At 41.0% G+C, this 16,840-nt stretch carries 16 protein-coding genes and 1 pseudogene; 7 read left to right on the top strand and 10 right to left on the bottom strand.

Annotation, left to right across the window (positions count from 1 at the left end):
• Positions 1–45 precede the first annotated feature (45 nt).
• On the top strand, positions 46–1,011 hold the full coding sequence (locus tag ATS72_RS09695; RefSeq protein ID WP_058429647.1) for a LysR family transcriptional regulator: 966 nt from the start codon (positions 46–48) through the stop codon (positions 1,009–1,011).
• Positions 1,012–1,017: 6 nt separating this feature from the next.
• Here the strand turns inward: ATS72_RS09695 and ATS72_RS09690 are convergent, their stop codons facing one another.
• A complete protein-coding gene (locus ATS72_RS09690) occupies positions 1,018–1,347 on the bottom strand; it encodes a 5-carboxymethyl-2-hydroxymuconate Delta-isomerase (RefSeq protein ID WP_006791175.1) in 330 nt (109 codons plus the stop codon).
• A 205-nt stretch (positions 1,348–1,552) separates the two neighbouring features.
• Between ATS72_RS09690 and ATS72_RS09685 the strand changes: the two genes are divergently transcribed.
• From ATS72_RS09685 to ATS72_RS09660, 6 genes and pseudogenes are all read left to right on the top strand, one after another.
• A complete protein-coding gene (locus ATS72_RS09685; RefSeq protein WP_058429648.1) occupies positions 1,553–2,035 on the top strand; it encodes a CreA family protein in 483 nt (160 codons plus the stop codon).
• Positions 2,036–2,053: 18 nt separating this feature from the next.
• Positions 2,054–2,827 carry a hypothetical protein gene (locus ATS72_RS09680; protein ID WP_058429649.1) on the top strand — a complete coding sequence of 258 codons (774 nt, stop codon included), beginning with the start codon at positions 2,054–2,056 and terminating at the stop codon, positions 2,825–2,827.
• A gap of 11 nt (positions 2,828–2,838) precedes the next feature.
• On the top strand, positions 2,839–3,465 hold the full coding sequence (locus tag ATS72_RS09675) for a LysE family translocator (protein WP_058429650.1): 627 nt from the start codon (positions 2,839–2,841) through the stop codon (positions 3,463–3,465).
• 35 nt (positions 3,466–3,500) lie between these two features.
• A complete protein-coding gene (locus ATS72_RS09670; RefSeq protein ID WP_058429651.1) occupies positions 3,501–3,992 on the top strand; it encodes a gamma-glutamylcyclotransferase family protein in 492 nt (163 codons plus the stop codon).
• Positions 3,993–4,005: 13 nt separating this feature from the next.
• Positions 4,006–5,545 (top strand): annotated as a pseudogene (locus tag ATS72_RS09665) (serine hydrolase).
• Between the two features lie 99 nt (positions 5,546–5,644).
• Positions 5,645–6,562, top strand: coding sequence for a histone deacetylase family protein (locus tag ATS72_RS09660; RefSeq protein ID WP_058429652.1), 918 nt, complete (start codon positions 5,645–5,647; stop codon positions 6,560–6,562).
• Between the two features lie 15 nt (positions 6,563–6,577).
• Here ATS72_RS09660 and ATS72_RS09655 read toward each other — a convergent pair whose 3' ends face one another.
• The 9 genes from ATS72_RS09655 to prmA form a co-directional block, all read right to left on the bottom strand.
• Positions 6,578–6,871 carry a DUF4144 family protein gene (locus ATS72_RS09655; RefSeq protein WP_058429653.1) on the bottom strand — a complete coding sequence of 98 codons (294 nt, stop codon included), beginning with the start codon at positions 6,869–6,871 and terminating at the stop codon, positions 6,578–6,580.
• Positions 6,872–6,873: 2 nt separating this feature from the next.
• Positions 6,874–7,683, bottom strand: coding sequence for a DUF2797 domain-containing protein (locus tag ATS72_RS09650; protein ID WP_006791167.1), 810 nt, complete (start codon positions 7,681–7,683; stop codon positions 6,874–6,876).
• Between the two features lie 23 nt (positions 7,684–7,706).
• A complete protein-coding gene (locus tag ATS72_RS09645) occupies positions 7,707–10,247 on the bottom strand; it encodes an EAL domain-containing protein (protein ID WP_006791166.1) in 2,541 nt (846 codons plus the stop codon).
• Between the two features lie 109 nt (positions 10,248–10,356).
• A complete protein-coding gene (gene purD / locus ATS72_RS09640) occupies positions 10,357–11,640 on the bottom strand; it encodes a phosphoribosylamine--glycine ligase (RefSeq protein WP_058429654.1) in 1,284 nt (427 codons plus the stop codon).
• A 16-nt stretch (positions 11,641–11,656) separates the two neighbouring features.
• Positions 11,657–12,478, bottom strand: coding sequence for a class I SAM-dependent methyltransferase (locus ATS72_RS09635; protein ID WP_006791164.1), 822 nt, complete (start codon positions 12,476–12,478; stop codon positions 11,657–11,659).
• A gap of 101 nt (positions 12,479–12,579) precedes the next feature.
• Positions 12,580–14,166 (bottom strand): bifunctional phosphoribosylaminoimidazolecarboxamide formyltransferase/IMP cyclohydrolase, encoded by a 1,587-nt coding sequence (gene purH, locus ATS72_RS09630; protein ID WP_058429655.1) that lies wholly within the window; start codon positions 14,164–14,166, stop codon positions 12,580–12,582.
• Between the two features lie 191 nt (positions 14,167–14,357).
• Positions 14,358–14,648 carry a DNA-binding transcriptional regulator Fis gene (fis, locus tag ATS72_RS09625; protein ID WP_002957804.1) on the bottom strand — a complete coding sequence of 97 codons (291 nt, stop codon included), beginning with the start codon at positions 14,646–14,648 and terminating at the stop codon, positions 14,358–14,360.
• A 19-nt stretch (positions 14,649–14,667) separates the two neighbouring features.
• A complete protein-coding gene (dusB, locus tag ATS72_RS09620; RefSeq protein ID WP_010556644.1) occupies positions 14,668–15,639 on the bottom strand; it encodes a tRNA dihydrouridine synthase DusB in 972 nt (323 codons plus the stop codon).
• Between the two features lie 281 nt (positions 15,640–15,920).
• Complete coding sequence (gene prmA / locus ATS72_RS09615) at positions 15,921–16,802, bottom strand: 50S ribosomal protein L11 methyltransferase (protein ID WP_058429656.1); 882 nt, start codon at positions 16,800–16,802, stop codon at positions 15,921–15,923.
• Between the last annotated feature and the right edge of the window lie 38 nt (positions 16,803–16,840).

Here is a 16,840-nt window from a genome sequence, read left to right as displayed (position 1 = left end):
TGGATAATTGGCAGCATCAACGAATAGTTTTATAAAGGGGCGGTTATGAAAATTGCAGATTTACGCGTATTACTAAAAGTTGCACAGCTTCAATCAATAACAGCGGCTGCGCATCAGTTGGATATGAGCTCGTCGGCAGCGAGTGTCTCTATTAAACGAATAGAGCAAGCTCTTGGTACACAACTATTTGTTCGCACTACTAGAAAGATAAGACTGACCGCTGAAGGTGAGCGTTACTTACCATTATGCGAACAGGCGCTTGGGCTACTAATGCAAGGGCAAGCGGTTATTAATGAAAAGCAGGAGTGTATTACAGGCGAAGTGCGAATGGCGGTGTCGTCTGAAATGGGACGTAATTTAATGCGTGTTTTGCTTAATGAGCTTATGGATCTTCATAGTTCTATAACTTTGAGGTTACATGCAAGTGATAGCCGTGCTGATTTTTATCGTGATGGAATTGATGTTGCATTAAGAGCGATGAAAAAAGGTGTAGCTGAGGAGCTTAATTTATATGGATTTAAAATTTGTAATATTCCACACGTGGTGTGCGCTTCACCTAGTTACTTAAAACTGAATGGCGAGCCGTTAGTGCCGAACGATTTGAGCGAGCACAACGCATTACTCTACAAACTTTACGAAGTAGTGCATGCGGATTGGGAGTTTTATGATAATACACAGCAATACAAAGTTAAAATGAACAGCGATAGAGCTGTAAACGATGGTGATATTGTTAGACGCTGGTGTGTTGATGGTGCTGGGATTGCAAAAAAGTCAGCCATTGATGTAGCAGATGATTTGCTTACCGGAAAGCTCAAACGAATAATACCCGATTATAAAATACCCTTAACAGAAATGTGGTTAGTGCTTCCGAGCCGGCAGTTTATTTCGCCTGCAATAAGGCTGATACGTGATGAGTTAAAAAGTAAAATAATGGCTCTTAGGGCATCGCTATTGGCAAAGCATATTTTGACTGAAGACGAGTGGCCTTGTGATGATGAGTACAAGGCCTGAATTGTGTTAATTTTTACGATATATCTCGTGGTCCATGTCGTAAATATTAACGCTTAAACTGTCAGACTCCCTGCAATAGGTTTTTAAACACGCAAGTAGGTGCTCACTCAGAGTTTGCTTTTGCTCTACTGTTCGCCCTGCCATAATGTGTGCTTGCACATGTATAAACCCTTCTTTACCCACACCCAATTGATACTGCTGATATGCAACTGCGCGAGTTTTTATAGTTTCTAAATCAAATAAACCGCTTTCGAATGTGCATTTATGGATTTTTTCTACCAGTACTTGAGGTAATACAGGGAGGTCTTCTGAGTGCTCAATAATAATGTGCGGCATGCGGGTGGTTCCTGTTGGTTACGGCATTAAGCGTGTCGTTAATTGTAACAAATACACGACGGCTCGCTAAACCCCATACGGCTAAAATGTTTGTTTTAAACTAATTTAGTTGTGCTGATTTTTGATGTTAGTATAAAAACACACAGGTGAACCCAAGCTTATTAAAATAAGCGTGTAAAAAACCTAGCTTAAATTAAGGATGAGTATGAAATTTCAGCAAAAAATAAAACATTTAGCCGTGCTAATGGGCGCAATAATTACGTTAAGTGCCTGCTCTGATGATGTGGCGTCGGTGAGTTTAGGTTTGTTTACTACAAAAGATGTGGTGGTGAACTCACAGCAAGATCCGATCATTAAAGGAGTGACGTGTCATATTAGTCATGTTGAGGCCGATTTAGACTTTTCTGACCCGTCAGACATGTCGATTGCGTGTCGTCAAACAGGGCCAATCACTGCGGAGCAATTACAAGAAATTGATCGTAGTAAGTCTGGTGAGGTGGTGTTTAAGTCATCAAAGAGCATTTTATTTAAATCGTTAAAGGTGCGCCGAATATACGACGCTAAAACTCGCACATTATTATATTTGTCGTATTCAACAAAAGAGTCGAGCGGCAGTCATCACCATGCATTATCTACTGTGCCTTTATATAACACGAAAGCATGGCAGTGGGCACAAGAGCAAGAATAATTAAATTAAGAGTACACTATGTTAGCGTTATTTAAATCAGCGCCTTTGTTAGAGCAACAAGAGCAGCAATGGCTTATTGATACTTTTATTTGGGCTGTAGAAAATTTTGATGCTGAGTTTTTTACTAAACATACGCAAATAATATTGCCTACAGGGCAATATTTTCCTGATTCGGTATCAAGTATTGAGCAAATGGCCACCAGCGTATTTAAGCGAGTAACTACGTATGCGGGAATGAGTGCATGGCCAATTCAATTAGTTGCGCCTCAGCAATTACAGCCACAAGTGTTTCCTCGTTTTGAGTTTAGTAGTGTAATACGTGGTGAGCGCTGTGAGTTAATTGTGCCGCCGAGCCATGCTATTAATATTTCATTTAACCCTAATCAAATAAATCAGCCCCAAGATTTAGTTGCCAGTTTTGCCGGAACACTGTCTACTATTATGATTCATCATGTTGGTGTATTGCCTCCAGGGGGGAAGGACTTTTTACCCCAAGCTGCTGATGCGCTTGCCTGTTTTTTAGGTTTTGGTGTCATGATGAGCAATACGGTGTATCAGTTTAAAGGCGGGTGCGGCTCATGTTACAACCCGTACGCTAACCGTGAAGCACAATTGAGCGAAACACATACGGTATTTATGCATGCTTTGGTTTGCTACTTCAAAAAAGACAACGTATCTAAAAAACATTTAAAGCCCCATTTACGAAGCCAATTCAAAAAAGCGCAAAAAGAAATTAAAGCGCTGGTGAGTGAATCGGCAAACCCGTTATTACTGGCGTATGCACCTAACTAGCAAGGATAAGTGTGGACTATTTAGATGAATTTTTATTAATTGTTATTGCTCACTTCTTTGCAGTAGCGAGCCCAGGCCCTGACTTTGCTGTTGTGCTAAAGCAAAGTGTGCAACAAGGTAGGCGAAACGCCTTGTGGACAAGTGCAGGCGTTGGCGGCGCTATTTTGTTGCACATAGCTTATTGTGTAATGGGTGTGGCGCTTATTTTGTCTCAATCGCCTCGTTTGTTTATGGCACTTAAATATGTAGCAGGCGCTTATTTGGCTTATCTTGGAATACAAGCACTAAGAGCGGCTAAGCCGGGCGCATCATCAACCAATGATATTGATAACCAAACAGCTCCAGAGGAGTCTATTTGGGTTGCTTTTAGACGTGGTTTTTTCACTAACGCACTGAACCCAAAAGCCACTCTCTTTTTTATGTCGTTATTTACCTTGGTAATAAGTCAAACAACGCCAGTGAGTGTGCAAATTGGTTATGGTATTTATATGGCGCTTGCAACATGGGCGTGGTTTTCTGCGCTTTCGTTGGTACTTTCTAAAGCCTGCGTGCGTGATTTTTTTCAGCAACGCGGCTACTGGTTTGACCGAGGTATTGGCGTTATTTTAATTGCGTTGGCTGTACGTGTTGTTATTTAACTTGTTCAATTTATGTAATACAAGCAGGAGTAAACATGCCTTTATATAATTTTTCGTTTGGATCTAACATGTCGTCTAATCGTTTGTTGGCACGTTTGCCAAATGCAAAGCGTGTGGGCACAGCAATCCTTAAAGGGTATGAGCTAACCTTTGATATGCTTTTTTCTGATGGCTCGGGTAAATGCAGTATTCAAAAAACTGATAAAGCAGATGCCTTAGTATACGGTGTGGTCTATGAGGTTAACGCTGACGAAAAACTCACTTTAGATGCGATTGAAGGCCCAGGTTACGATTGTGTAGATATAACGGTTGATCTGTTAAATGGGCAAACAATTGATACCCATTGTTATATTGCAAATACACACGACGAGAACGTTTTACCCTACGATTGGTACGTTAAACATGTTCATCGCGGAGCACTTGAAGCGGGCGTACCAAAGGCTTACAGTGATGCAATACTTAATCGCCCACAAAAGAGCGATCCTAATAAAGAACGCGCAGCAATTGAATTTGCAGTGCATCAATAATAAAAGGACTAACATGAAACTGACTAATTTAGCGGCTTTTACACTACTGGCCAGTGCTACTTTTAATACTTGGGCACAGGTTGATACCAACAAAATAGAAGAGGTCATTAAAACCTCTATGGCGCGCTTTGATGTGCCAGGTATGGCCGTTGCTATTGTTGAAAATGACGAGGTTGTACTCGCTAAAGGGTTTGGCATCGCAAACCAAAATACAAAGGCTGAAGTAAATAAAGATACGTTATTTGGTATTGCATCAAATACAAAGGCATTTACCAGCGCCGCGTTAGCTAAATTAGTCGATGAGGGGAAATTACGCTGGGATGACCGCGTAATCGACCATTTACCTGAATTTAGATTATACGACTCATATGTAACCCGGGAAATGCGAGTGCGCGATTTACTAAGCCACCGTAGTGGTTTAGGCCTTGGGCAAGGCGACTTAATGATTTGGCCAAGCACAGATAAATCAGTTTCTGATATTTTATCAGGCTTAAAATACTTAAAACCAGCCAGCAGTTTTCGTAGTAAATACGCTTATAACAACCTGATGTTTGTAACCGCTGGGGAAGTTGTAGCGCGTGTATCTGGCATAAGCTGGAACGACTACGTTGAAAAACATATTTTACAGCCGCTAAAAATGACCAATTCACGCGCAGGTTTTTCGCGTATCCCAAAGTAATAAAAACTGGGCAATAGGGCATATTCCAATGGAGGGAAGCTTACACCCATTTTTTGTTAATTACCTTGAAGATTTTAGAGGTGCAGGTGCTATTGCATCGAGTGTAAACGATATGAGCCAATGGCTACGCACTCAATTGGCTGGCGGCAAAATGCCTAATGGCGATCAATTGTTTAGTGAAAAACAACAAGCGCAAATGTGGCATCCGCATATTACCTCTATGGCATCTAAAAGTGCCTTTGAAGCATATCATCAACAATTTAGAGGTTATGGTTTAGGTTGGAGTATAGAGGACTACCACGGCTTTAAAAAGTTAGGTCACGGTGGCGGTATTTTAGGGATGGTGTCGCAAGTTACGTTACTACCAGAAAAAAAACTCGGTATTGTTATTTTGTCTAATCAGCAAGCATTTAGTGCTTTAAGTGCTGTTACTCACGAAGTACTTGAGGATGTGCTCAACCTAGAGGATAAAGATTGGGTTGAAGATTTAGCCAAAAAGCATTTTGAAGGTAAGCAAAAAGCATACGCAAATGCGACACCACCAACCCCTGCGGATTATCAGCCACAGCTACCTAGTATAAATTATACTGGTACACTAAACGATGATTGGTATGGCGACGTTATTATTGAAGAGCTTGATGGTAAATTACGAATTGATTTTACGCACACAAAACGCTTAAAAGGCACACTTGAGCACTATACAGGCAATACGTTTATTGTTAAGTGGGACGAAAAGCTGCTCGAAGCCGATGCGTTTATTAGTTTTGAAATGAGTACAGCTAACCGTGTTAATAGCGCCAACATGCGTGCAGTTTCAACAGCCGTGACCGACTTTAGCTTTGACTTTAGAAATTTAAATTTAAAAACTAAATGATTAACGCTAAAGTTATATAGTTATACACCAAAGTCGCAAAGCCACCATCGGGTGGCTTTGTTATATTAAGTTTTCACTTATTTGGTTTTTGGAGTTTTTATGCGTACTGCAGTTATCTCACACCCACATTGCCGTAAACATAAAATGATAGACGACCACCCTGAGTGCCCAGAACGTTTAGATGCGATAACTGACCGCTTACTTGCCAGTGGCATCGACGTGGGGTTAAAGCATTTACAAGCGCCTAAAGCTCATCGAGAACATTATTTACTAGCGCATGATGAGGCGCTTGTTAATTTGGTTGAGCGATTAATTCCTCAAGAGGGCTTAAATAATCTCGATGGCGATACATGGCTTTGCCCTGACTCATTTAAAGCAATTGAGCGCGCGGTGGGGGCCGGGGTTTTAGCGGTAGATGAAATACTTGATGATAAACTCGACGCGGCATTTTGTTCTGTGCGTCCGCCAGGGCATCATGCCAATAAGCACTCTTCATCAGGGTTTTGCGTATTTAATAACTTAGCGATTGCTGTTAAGTATGCACAAAGCAAAGGCATCAAACGTATTGCAATTGCCGATTTTGATGTACACCATGGTAACGGAACCCAAGACATTTTTATTGATGATCAAAGGGTACTGCTTTGCTCGTTATTTCAATACCCGTTTTACCCAAATACAGCGGTTAAAAATAATAACCATATTGTTAATTCGCCTTTACCTATTGCAAGCAATGGGGACGATTTAAAAGAGGTATTCAATAGCAAATGGTTACCAAAATTAAAGGATTTTAAGCCTGAACTGTTATTTATAAGTGCAGGTTTTGACGCACATGTAGAAGATGACATGGCAAGCCTGAATTTTGTAGAAGACGATTACATTTGGCTCACTGAGCAGCTATGCAAAGTAACAAAAGAAAGTGGCTGTAAGGGAATTATATCGTATTTGGAAGGGGGCTATGCGCTATCAGCATTGGGTAGAAGTGCAGTAGCGCATATTAAAGTGCTTAGCGAGCAATAGTTATTAAAAGTATGTTTAAAGCCCGAGTAAATCAAATGCCTGTGAAGTACTTAGCGTTTTAATTTTACCTAGGCAACAATGCCCTTCATTTAATAGGTAAGCAGTAACAAGATGTGCTAGCTGCTCTTCGGTTAAGGCTAAGCAAGGTTGAGCTTGTAGGTTAAGGTATTGACCTTGTTTATTAAGCACTCTCACATTAGTTAGTTCACTTGATGCAACACCGTGTAAGCACTCATTTTGCTCTTGCTGGTTTCGCACTATTTCAAGCTCATTATAAATAACCATTAACTGTGGAAAGCTGTTTAACATGGTTAGCCTACAGTTACTTCGTATGAAGTAAATTTACGTATATTAATAACGCCGTTATCAAATATTAAATATTGGCCTTTAATACCTTGTAAAATACCGCTTACAACGGGATTTTTATCAAAGTTAAACGAGCTAATTTTGGTTGGGTATTCGGTGACTGGAAAGTTTAAATCAACAACGTCTTCATCAAGTTGTTCTATGGCTGTTGCACCAAAAAGCTCACTAAGCTCGTTTAGTTTATCGCTAATTTGTGGAATAAGCTCAGCGGCGGCAGCTTTTAAGTCTATAGCTTCGTTTTGGCCTTTTAACATATTGCGCCAATTAGTTTTATCGGCAATAAACTCTGCTAATGCAACTTCTACCAATCCCGACTGCAAACGTGTTTGTACTTTAAAAATAGGTAAAGCTTGAGTGGCGCCTTGGTCAATCCAACGTGTAGGTATTTGTGTATGGCGCGTAATACCTACTTTTAATCCCGAGGTGTTAGCTAAGTAAACGTAATGTGGGATCATACAATTAGCTTCGCCCCACTGTGGCTCTCGACATGTACCTTGATCGTAGTGGCAGGTTTCTGGTTTCATAATACACATGTCGCAGCTAGCGAGCTTACGCATACAAACAAAGCAATGACCTTGAGAATAACTTTTTTTGGTTTTTTTACCGCAGTTAGAACACAAAATAGTGCCGCTAAATGTAAGCGTTAGTTCTTTACCTATAAAAGCATTTAAGTTAACTAGCTCATCGCCAACGGGAAGGTGATATTGAACGGGCTCTGTTAAGCTCGATTTTAATTTACGCAGTGTGCCTTGCATCTTCACATAGCCCCTAAAGATGTTTAAAAAGGAGAGTCTAACATTTTTAAACTGTATTGGCTTTTTAAGAAATTAACATACTCAGGATAAGGCAACGCTTTAGCATATAAATAACCTTGTGCGCGGTCTGCATTCATTTGTTTTAGTAGCTGGTGGATTTCTTGAGTTTCAACACCTTCTACAGTAATTGACAAGTTAAGCTGGTGCGCCATATCTATTGATGTTTGAACTATGACTTGGTGAGCGGGGTTATTAACGAGGTCAAAAATAAATGATTTATCTATTTTAAGCTCGCTAAAGTGGTAGTTAACAAGGTAGCTCAATGATGCGTAACCTGTGCCAAAGTCATCGAGTACAACTTTTATTCCTAATGCTGATAATTCATCAACTAATTTAATGAGCACGTCTTGGCTTTCTACAAAGGCAGATTCAGTTAATTCAAACTTAAGTAAGTGGGCGGGTGCTTGATGTTTAATTAATATATTTTCTATTTTTTCAGCTAAGTTATTAATGGCTAAGTTTTTAGCGCTTAAGTTAACGCTAATTGTGTGCTCTTTATGGCCGCTGTTAATTAGCTCTACAAGATCTTTACAAGCTTGTTCAATAACCCACAAGGTCAGCTCATTAATTATTCCGGTATGCTCAGCCAATATTACAAGCTCTTCAATCGAAATGTTTTTATAGGTGGGATCAGGCCAGCGTAGTAGCGCTTCAGCGCCTATTACTTGATTATTGACTAAACTTATTTGCGGTTGATAATACAGCGCAAGCTGGTTTGTTTTAATTGCTTTTTGCAAATGAGCCGCCAAACCAACATCCATTATTAAACTGTTATTAATTGCAGACGACGCAACGCGATCTGCACGTCCTTTTGCATCTTTTAAGGCTAAGTAACCGCGCTTTAACCAATATTCAAAATCATTACTTTGGTTTGCACTACTAATGCCAATTGTGTAGTTGAGTTGCAGACTCAAACCTTTAATTTCATATTGCTTGGGGAGGTTACTAATGACTTTTGTGAGTAGTGTTTTGAGTGTGTCTTGGTTTTGGTTTTTGGTTGAGATACAAGCAAATACACCACTGTTTAAATCAGCCAGACGAGGACTGTTATTTAAATCGGTTTCAAGGTTTGCAAACTCTCTTTCGTGCATTAATTCATTCTCTAGTCGCTCAGCAATGTGCTTTATGAGGGTGTAACCTTGAGTCGATGTAATGATGGTATTAAGCGAATTAAAATGACATATTTTTATTAGGCACAAGGTGGTAGAACGGTTTTGGCTTTGCAGGGACATAAATGCTTGTTTGAGCTTAGAGCTATTAAGCAACTTAGTTTGTTGAGTGTGAGTTGCATGGTAAAGCGCGCGCTCTCGTTGATAGCGTACACGATCAGCCAACGCCATGGCCATTAAAACAATTTCACATAAAATCGCCACCAAAAAGGCGTGACGCGAAGTGAAACTGTAATCAATCACGCCGGTGAGCTCCAGTGGTTGTATTACAGCACCTAAAATAAGGGGAACCCACGAAAAAACGTAAAATTTGGCCCATCTAAAACCACTAAGCAGTTTTTTATAAATTAATATAGTGCATGCAACATATAGCAGCGCTAATACGCAGAAAAAAAGTGGCGCAGCGATGTTTTCAGGAATAAAAAAGCTAGCTATACCCATAACAAACATAAGAGAAAGCAGCGCTTTGCTCATTGTGTATCGCCAGCATTTATCTTTATGGTAGCGCAAAAACATAGTACAAAAGGCGAGAGTAAAAAACGAAACAGCGTAATTACTCACAATGACTTTGTGATGAAAAAATAGTTGCCATTCTAAAGGCCAAAGGTAAAACCCAAACCCAAGCACTATACCCATTAGTATCAGTGCGCTAATTATGTAACCAATATAAACAAGGTAAACCCGGTCTTTTATACCAAAATAGAGTACTAGGTTGTAAAGTGCAGCCATGAGTAATACGCCAGCAAATATTCCCCAAATACCAGTTTGAGAACGCATTAAATCTACAAATTCTTTATCGCGGTATAAATTGATAGGTGTTTTGCTAATGCCCACGGTGTCTATTTTAATAACGAGGCGCTGGGTTGATTTTTGCTCCATCAAAAAGTTGATGTGTGGCACGCTGTACTGAAACAAAGTCAGTTTTTTTTCTCTATCACCCAACTTATAAGTTTTTAATATATGGTTGTTTTTATCTAAACGATAAACTGTGAGGTGATCGGCCATTGGGTTATCAAAGTGAGCAACTACTTTTTGACTTTCTTGGCTTTTGTTTTCTAAATCAAGAAACAACCAATAATTTTGCTGAGTAAAACTCCAAGGAATTTCTGAAAAAGGAGCATGGGTAAGTAAATTAGGTTGCTTGATAATTGCATCGAATGTTTGGTTTTTGGTTTCATCAATGTAGTAGGCGTGATTGAGATACATTGGTGATGTTTTATCAATTGTGTAACGAGTAGGCACTACTAGGTTTGAAGCCAATGTATTGATAATAAAAAATATAAATATCAAAATGGCAACAGCAAGTGAATGATAACGTAAAGTTCTAAGTTCCAATGTATGCTTACTTTTTAAAAACTTTTAATTAGTGTAGCACTAAAAAAGCGCAGGCGAACTGCGCTTTTTTAGTTAAATTAATTGGTCATACCAATCAATTTTTATTAGCTTACTGCTCGCGAGCAATAGCACGATAAGCAATATCAGTTCGATACTCCATACCATCCCAGCTAATTTGTTTAACCAGCTCGTAGGCTCGTTGTTGTGCTTCTGTTACGCTATTACCCAATGCCGTTGCGCACAAAACACGGCCGCCGGCAGTAACAACATCATCGCCGCTTTGTTTAGTACCCGCATGAAATACTTTTTCATCAGCAGGGTAATTAACCTTAAGGCCTGAAATAGCATCGCCTTTAGGGTAGTCACCCGGGTAGCCTTTAGCTGCAAGTACAACGCCTACCGCTGCGCGTGGGTCAAACTCGATGGTGGTTTTATCTAGTTCTTCACGGTTAGCCGCTTCAATCAGTTCAACTAAATCTGATTGTAAACGTAGCATCATAGGTTGTGTTTCAGGGTCGCCAAAACGACAGTTATACTCGATAACTTTAGGTGTACCTGAGCTATCTATCATTAAACCTGCGTACAAGAAGCCAGTGTACGGGTTGCCTTCGCTTGCCATGCCTTCTACTGTCGGGGTGATCACTTCATCCATAATGCGTTGGTGGATTTCGTTTGTCACCACTGGCGCAGGAGAGTATGCACCCATACCGCCAGTATTTGGGCCTGCATCGCCATTATAAGCACGTTTATGATCTTGGCTTGTCGCAAACGGAAGGACGTTTTTACCATCTACCATCACAATGAAAGAGGCTTCTTCGCCATCCAAAAACTCTTCAATAACAACACGGCTACCAGCATCACCAAAGGCATTACCGGCAAGCATATCGCGAATAGCGTCTTCAGCTTCCTGATGTGTCATTGCTACAATAACGCCTTTACCTGCGGCTAAACCATCGGCTTTAATTACAATTGGCGCACCTTTTTCTTTTAAATAAGCAAGGGCCGGGTCAATTTGCTCAAATGTTTGGTAATCGGCGGTTGGTATAGCATGACGTGCTAAAAAGTCTTTCGTAAACGACTTAGAGCCTTCAAGCTGGGCAGCACCCGCTGTTGGGCCAAATATAGCCATATCATGTTCACGAAATTTATCCACAACACCTAATACGAGCGGTACTTCAGGGCCTACAATGGTGAGCTCTACATTGTTTTGCTGAGCAAATTTTAATAAGCCATCTAAATCTTCAACGTTAATTGCAACGTTTTCGAGTTTAGGCTCAAGTGCAGTACCTGCGTTACCTGGAGCAACAAACACGGTATTTACTTTACTGTTTTGAGCGGCCTTAAACGCAAGTGCGTGTTCGCGGCCGCCGCTGCCAATGACTAATACATTCATGGCGTACTATTCCTATTTAAAGCGGTTTTTTAAATTTAAGCGTCATACGGTCGCTTTCACCAATAGCTTTATATTTTTCAGCGTCTTGTTCGCCAAGTCTTAAGCTAGGTGGTAGCGTCCACACCCCTTTAGGGTGATCGGCTGTATCTTTTGGATTAGCATTTATTTCACTAGTTGCTGCTAGCTCAAATCCTGCTTGCTTTGCAAGGTCAACCACGTAACTCTGTTTCATATAACCTGATGTTTTTTGATCCTCATCAGCACGGTTTTCAGCTAAACGATGCTCAACCACACCCAATGTACCACCTGGTTTTAGTGCTTTATAAAACGCTTTAAATGCGCTCAATGCACCGTCTGTATCTTTACCCATATACCAGTTATGCACATTGCGGAAGGTAAGTACCATATCGGCAGATTCTGCAGGCGCAATATCTAGGTGGGTTAAAGGAGCAAACTCTGTAATTTTAACATTACTAAAGCGTTCGTCTTCAGCTACTTTTTGTTTAAACGCAGCTAATGAACGTTGATAGTAACCAACCGATGAGTCGCTAGGGAAATGAGCAGCATAGTATAAGCCTTGCTCTTTCAATGCTGGCGCTAAAATTTCACTGTACCAACCACCGCCTGGCGCAATTTCAACAACGGTCATTGACGGTTTAAAGCCAAAAAATGCCAATGTTTGCTCAGGGTGGCGATATTCATCACGAGCACTATTTTTAGCGCTTCGCTCGCTTGCTTTTATTGCGTGGCTTAGGCTTGATTCATGGTTATGGCTTAATGCCATTGTTGAAGTAAGTGCTAGGCTAGCAACAAGTAGAGACTTTAGTGCAAATTTCATCGTTTGTTCCTTCACATTAAAATTAGGAGTTAGAATAATCAGAATACGTGAATTGCTTGCAAACAAAAAGGGTTAAACGTTGAGCTTAACCCTTTTTGTGATTAGTGGCGGAAGTGACGCATGCCAGTAAACACCATAGCCATGCCTGCTTCATCCGCGGCCGCGATAACTTCTTCATCGCGCATTGAACCACCCGGTTGAATAACCGCTGTTATACCAGCCTCTGCAGCAGCATCTATGCCATCGCGGAATGGGAAAAACGCATCCGATGCCATAACAGAACCCGGTACTTCTAGGTTTTCATCAGCAGCTTTAATACCCGCTATTTTAGCAGAGTAAACGCGGCTCATTTGGCCTGCGCCTACACCAATAGTCATACCGTCGCGGGCATACACAATCGCGTTTGATTTAACAAACTTAGCGACTTTCCAGCAAAACAGTAAATCTTTAAGTTCTTGCTCAGAAGGCTGACGCTTAGAGACGACTTTTAAGTCGCCTTGAGTAACCATACCTTGGTCGCGATCTTGTACTAAAACGCCGCCGTTCACACGTTTAATATCGTGGCCCGTTGCTTTGCCACTCCATTGTCCGCACGCTAATAAACGTACGTTCTTTTTAGCTTCAACAATTTTTGCAGCTTCACTTGAAATGCTCGGGGCAATAATCACTTCAACAAATTGACGGTCAACAATGGCTTGTGCTGTTGCTGCATCAAGCTCGCGGTTAAAGGCAATAATGCCGCCAAACGCTGATGTTGGGTCTGTTTTAAATGCACGCTCGTAAGCACTAAGAATATCTTCACCAATTGAAACACCACACGGGTTTGCGTGTTTAACAATAACACACGCAGGTACATCAAATTCTTTAACGCACTCAAGGGCTGCATCGGTATCTGCAATGTTATTAAACGACAATGCTTTACCTTGTAACTGAGTAGCAGTTGCAACTGATGCTTCACTTACATCGTTTTCAACGTAAAAAGCAGCATCTTGATGTGAGTTTTCACCGTAACGCATATCTTGCTTTTTAGTGAATTGCATGTTGATAGTACGTGGGAACTTAGTGTCTTCGACGGCTTCTTCAGTGTAATCAGGAACCATTTTGCCAAAGTAATTAGCAATCATGCCATCGTATTGAGCTGTGTGCTCATAGGCGGCAATAGCTAAATCAAAACGTGTTTTATACGTAGTTGAACCATTGTTATTTTGCATCTCGCTAATAACGCGATCGTAATCGCTTGCGTTTACAACAATCGTTACGTCTTTGTGATTTTTAGCAGCTGCACGAACCATTGTCGGGCCGCCAATATCAATATTTTCAATGGCATCTTCAAGGCTGCAGTTTTCTTGAGCGACAGTATTCGCAAAGGGGTATAAGTTAACTACAACTATGTCGATTGCAGAAATGTTGTTATCTGCCATTACATCTTCATCTTGTCCGCGACGGGCTAAAATACCGCCGTGAATTTTAGGGTGAAGGGTTTTTACGCGGCCATCCATGATTTCAGGGTGACCGGTGTGATCTGAAACTTCAGTCACTTTTATGCCGTTATCAGCAAGGAGTTTACACGTACCGCCAGTTGATAAAATATCTACACCTTGCGCTTCTAGTGCGCGGGCGAATTCAACAATACCGGTTTTATCAGACACACTTAATAGTGCGCGACGAATGGGACGATGAGTATCCATTGTAGTTTGATTTCCTCAGTTAATGAGCTAGCTTAGAAGCGGGCATTTTAACTGATTACAACTTAAAAAACGACTTATAAAGCGCCAATAAGCGTGAGCATTTTGCAACATCTCTACTAAATTGTACGCATAAAAAAAGCACCCTAAGGTGCTTTTTTAATAAACAGCTGTGATTTATCACAGCCAGCATATTAGTTCATGCCGTATTTTTTAAGCTTTTTGCGTAAAGTACCACGGTTGATACCTAGTAAAATAGCTGCACGAGTTTGGTTACCACGTGTGTATGTCATTACTTCTTCAAGTAATGGCGCTTCTAGCTCTGAAAGAACAAGGTCGTAAACGTCTTGCACATCTTGACCGTTAAGCTGTTTTAAGTAGTGGTGAACAGCTTTTTTTACTGCATCACGCAATGGCTGCGGTTTCTCGTGTGACTGAACATGAGGGTTTGTGATAAATGGAGAAGTCACGTTTTGTTCGAACATTATAAAGTCTCTTTCTTTCTTAGTTAGCTGCTAGTGTTTTAAAGTATTGCTCTAATGCGACGACCTGTGCTTCTGAGTTGTCGAGCGCATTAAATACTCGCCTAAACTGACCATCACTGTCATGGGTTTGCAAATACCAAGATACATGTTTGCGAGCAATTCTCGCGCCCATTGGCTCACCGTAAAACGCATGGAGGTTTGTTAAATGCTCCATTAAAATACTGCGCACCTCTGCAATAGCAGGTGGCTGCATGTGTTCACCAGTTCGCAAATAGTGGTCTATTTCCCTAAATATCCAAGGGCGACCTTGGGCGGCTCGACCAATCATAATGGCATCTGCACCCGTATAGTCTAAAACCTGTTTTGCTTTTTCTGGCGAGGTAATATCACCATTTGCAACAACAGGAATTGACACTGAACGTTTTATATCCCTAATCGTGGCGTACTCTGCTTCACCTTTATACATACATGCGCGTGTTCGCCCATGTACAGCCAGTGATGCAATGCCATAACGTTCAGCTATTCTCGCAATCTCTACACCATTACGGTTATCCGGATCCCATCCTGTACGGATTTTAAGTGTTACAGGTATATCAACAGCATTAACCACTGCATCAATAATCTCTTCCACGAGTTCAGGAAACTGTAATAAAGCAGAGCCTGCGAGTTTCTTGTTCACTTTTTTTGCTGGGCACCCCATATTGATATCTATGATTTGTGCACCGTTAGCAACATTGAATTGTGCGGCCTGCGCCATAAGCTCAGGATCAGCTCCTGCAATCTGCACCGCGCGTATACCCGACTCACCGCTGTGATCCATACGATTCATCGACTTTTCAGTTTTCCAAACCTTTGGGTTTGACGACAACATTTCAGACACAGCAAGCCCGGCGCCTAAGCGACGGCAGAGTTGTCTAAATGGTCTGTCTGTAATGCCGGCCATAGGCGCAACAATTACATTATTCTCAAGTTGGTATTTACCGATACGCACTGTATTCAATAGGCCTCTTTTCAAGGGGCGCTAAGTTTACGGCTTTTTTGACAAAAATCAAAGGCTATAAATTGAACAAAAGTGACTTTTTTTTGCACTTTTCGTATTGACATTTGATAACCGTATGACGAAAGGGTTTATTTGTGTGAAATTTGAACGAATGGTGTTTTTATAATAAATAATGTTTATTTTTTATTTTGTAAAAAAATAGTAAAGCCTGTTAAATACAGGCTTTACATGCGACTTTTGAGTTAATACTCTAAAATTTATAATGTATATGCTTAGCTATTTTTTGTACCGCTAACACGGGTCCAATCACCTTCAATGGCAATTTCATCGAGCTCAATAAAGGGCGCGTATATGTCAGCAACCGATTGTGCTTGTTCTTCTAAAATGCCAGACATCGCAATTTTACCGCCTGGCTTTAACAACCCTAAAATCACACTGTGAAGCTCTCGTAGTGGTTGCGCTAAAATATTTGCCACAACAAAATCGGCTGTAAACTCAGGTTGATTTTCTGGCAGGTACACTTCAAGTTTGTCAGCAACGCCATTACGGTTAGCGTTATCTAAGCTTGCTTCGAGTGCTTGCGGGTCAATGTCTATCCCTATCATACGCTCAGCACCCAGTTTAATAGCAGCGATACCTAAAATGCCTGAGCCACAACCAAAATCCACGACGGTTTTACCGGTAAGGTCTTGGCTTTCTAGCCATTTTAAACACAGAGCTGTTGTTGCGTGTGTGCCTGTGCCAAACGCAAGGCCTGGGTCAAGTAAAACGTTAACAGCATCAGGATCAGGAATATCGCGCCAGCTAGGGCAAATCCATAGTTTTTCACCAAACTGAATAGGGTGGAAGTTATCCATCCATTCACGTTCCCAGTCTTTATCTTCAAGCTGTTCAATTTTGTAAACGAGAGATTCATTTATTTCGTCGTGGCGCTTTAATAGTGCGATCACTTCGTTCATATCGTGATTAGCTTCAAATAAACCAATTACAGTGGTGTCAGCCCAAAATTCAACAGTGCCAATTTTTGGCTCGTAAATAGGGGTGTCTTTAGCATCCATAAAGGTAACAGACGCACTGCCTGCTTCCATTAATAGGTCACTTACTGCATCTGCGGTTGCTGCATTGGCATTGATACGGATTTGGATCCAAGCCATCTTTATTTCCTTGAAATAGAAAAAAGGCCGCTACAGCG

The organism is Pseudoalteromonas sp. 13-15 (assembly GCF_001468205.2).
GTDB lineage: Bacteria > Pseudomonadota > Gammaproteobacteria > Enterobacterales > Alteromonadaceae > Pseudoalteromonas > Pseudoalteromonas marina.
The sequence above is the reverse complement of the archived record's forward strand: the minus strand, read 5'-3'. Positions and strand labels throughout refer to the sequence as shown.

Excerpts from the sequence above, each read along its gene's own strand:
- ATS72_RS09695 (WP_058429647.1), top strand. The coding sequence starts at position 46 with ATGAAAATTGCAGATTTACGCGTATTACTAAAAGTTGCACAGCTTCAA.
- ATS72_RS09690 (WP_006791175.1), bottom strand. The coding sequence starts at position 1,347 with ATGCCGCACATTATTATTGAGCACTCAGAAGACCTCCCTGTATTACCT.
- ATS72_RS09685 (WP_058429648.1), top strand. The coding sequence starts at position 1,553 with ATGAAATTTCAGCAAAAAATAAAACATTTAGCCGTGCTAATGGGCGCA.
- ATS72_RS09680 (WP_058429649.1), top strand. The coding sequence starts at position 2,054 with ATGTTAGCGTTATTTAAATCAGCGCCTTTGTTAGAGCAACAAGAGCAG.
- ATS72_RS09670 (WP_058429651.1), top strand. The coding sequence starts at position 3,501 with ATGCCTTTATATAATTTTTCGTTTGGATCTAACATGTCGTCTAATCGT.
- ATS72_RS09660 (WP_058429652.1), top strand. The coding sequence starts at position 5,645 with ATGCGTACTGCAGTTATCTCACACCCACATTGCCGTAAACATAAAATG.
- ATS72_RS09655 (WP_058429653.1), bottom strand. The coding sequence starts at position 6,871 with ATGTTAAACAGCTTTCCACAGTTAATGGTTATTTATAATGAGCTTGAA.
- ATS72_RS09650 (WP_006791167.1), bottom strand. The coding sequence starts at position 7,683 with ATGCAAGGCACACTGCGTAAATTAAAATCGAGCTTAACAGAGCCCGTT.
- purD (WP_058429654.1), bottom strand. The coding sequence starts at position 11,640 with ATGAATGTATTAGTCATTGGCAGCGGCGGCCGCGAACACGCACTTGCG.
- ATS72_RS09635 (WP_006791164.1), bottom strand. The coding sequence starts at position 12,478 with ATGAAATTTGCACTAAAGTCTCTACTTGTTGCTAGCCTAGCACTTACT.
- purH (WP_058429655.1), bottom strand. The coding sequence starts at position 14,166 with ATGGATACTCATCGTCCCATTCGTCGCGCACTATTAAGTGTGTCTGAT.
- fis (WP_002957804.1), bottom strand. The coding sequence starts at position 14,648 with ATGTTCGAACAAAACGTGACTTCTCCATTTATCACAAACCCTCATGTT.
- prmA (WP_058429656.1), bottom strand. The coding sequence starts at position 16,802 with ATGGCTTGGATCCAAATCCGTATCAATGCCAATGCAGCAACCGCAGAT.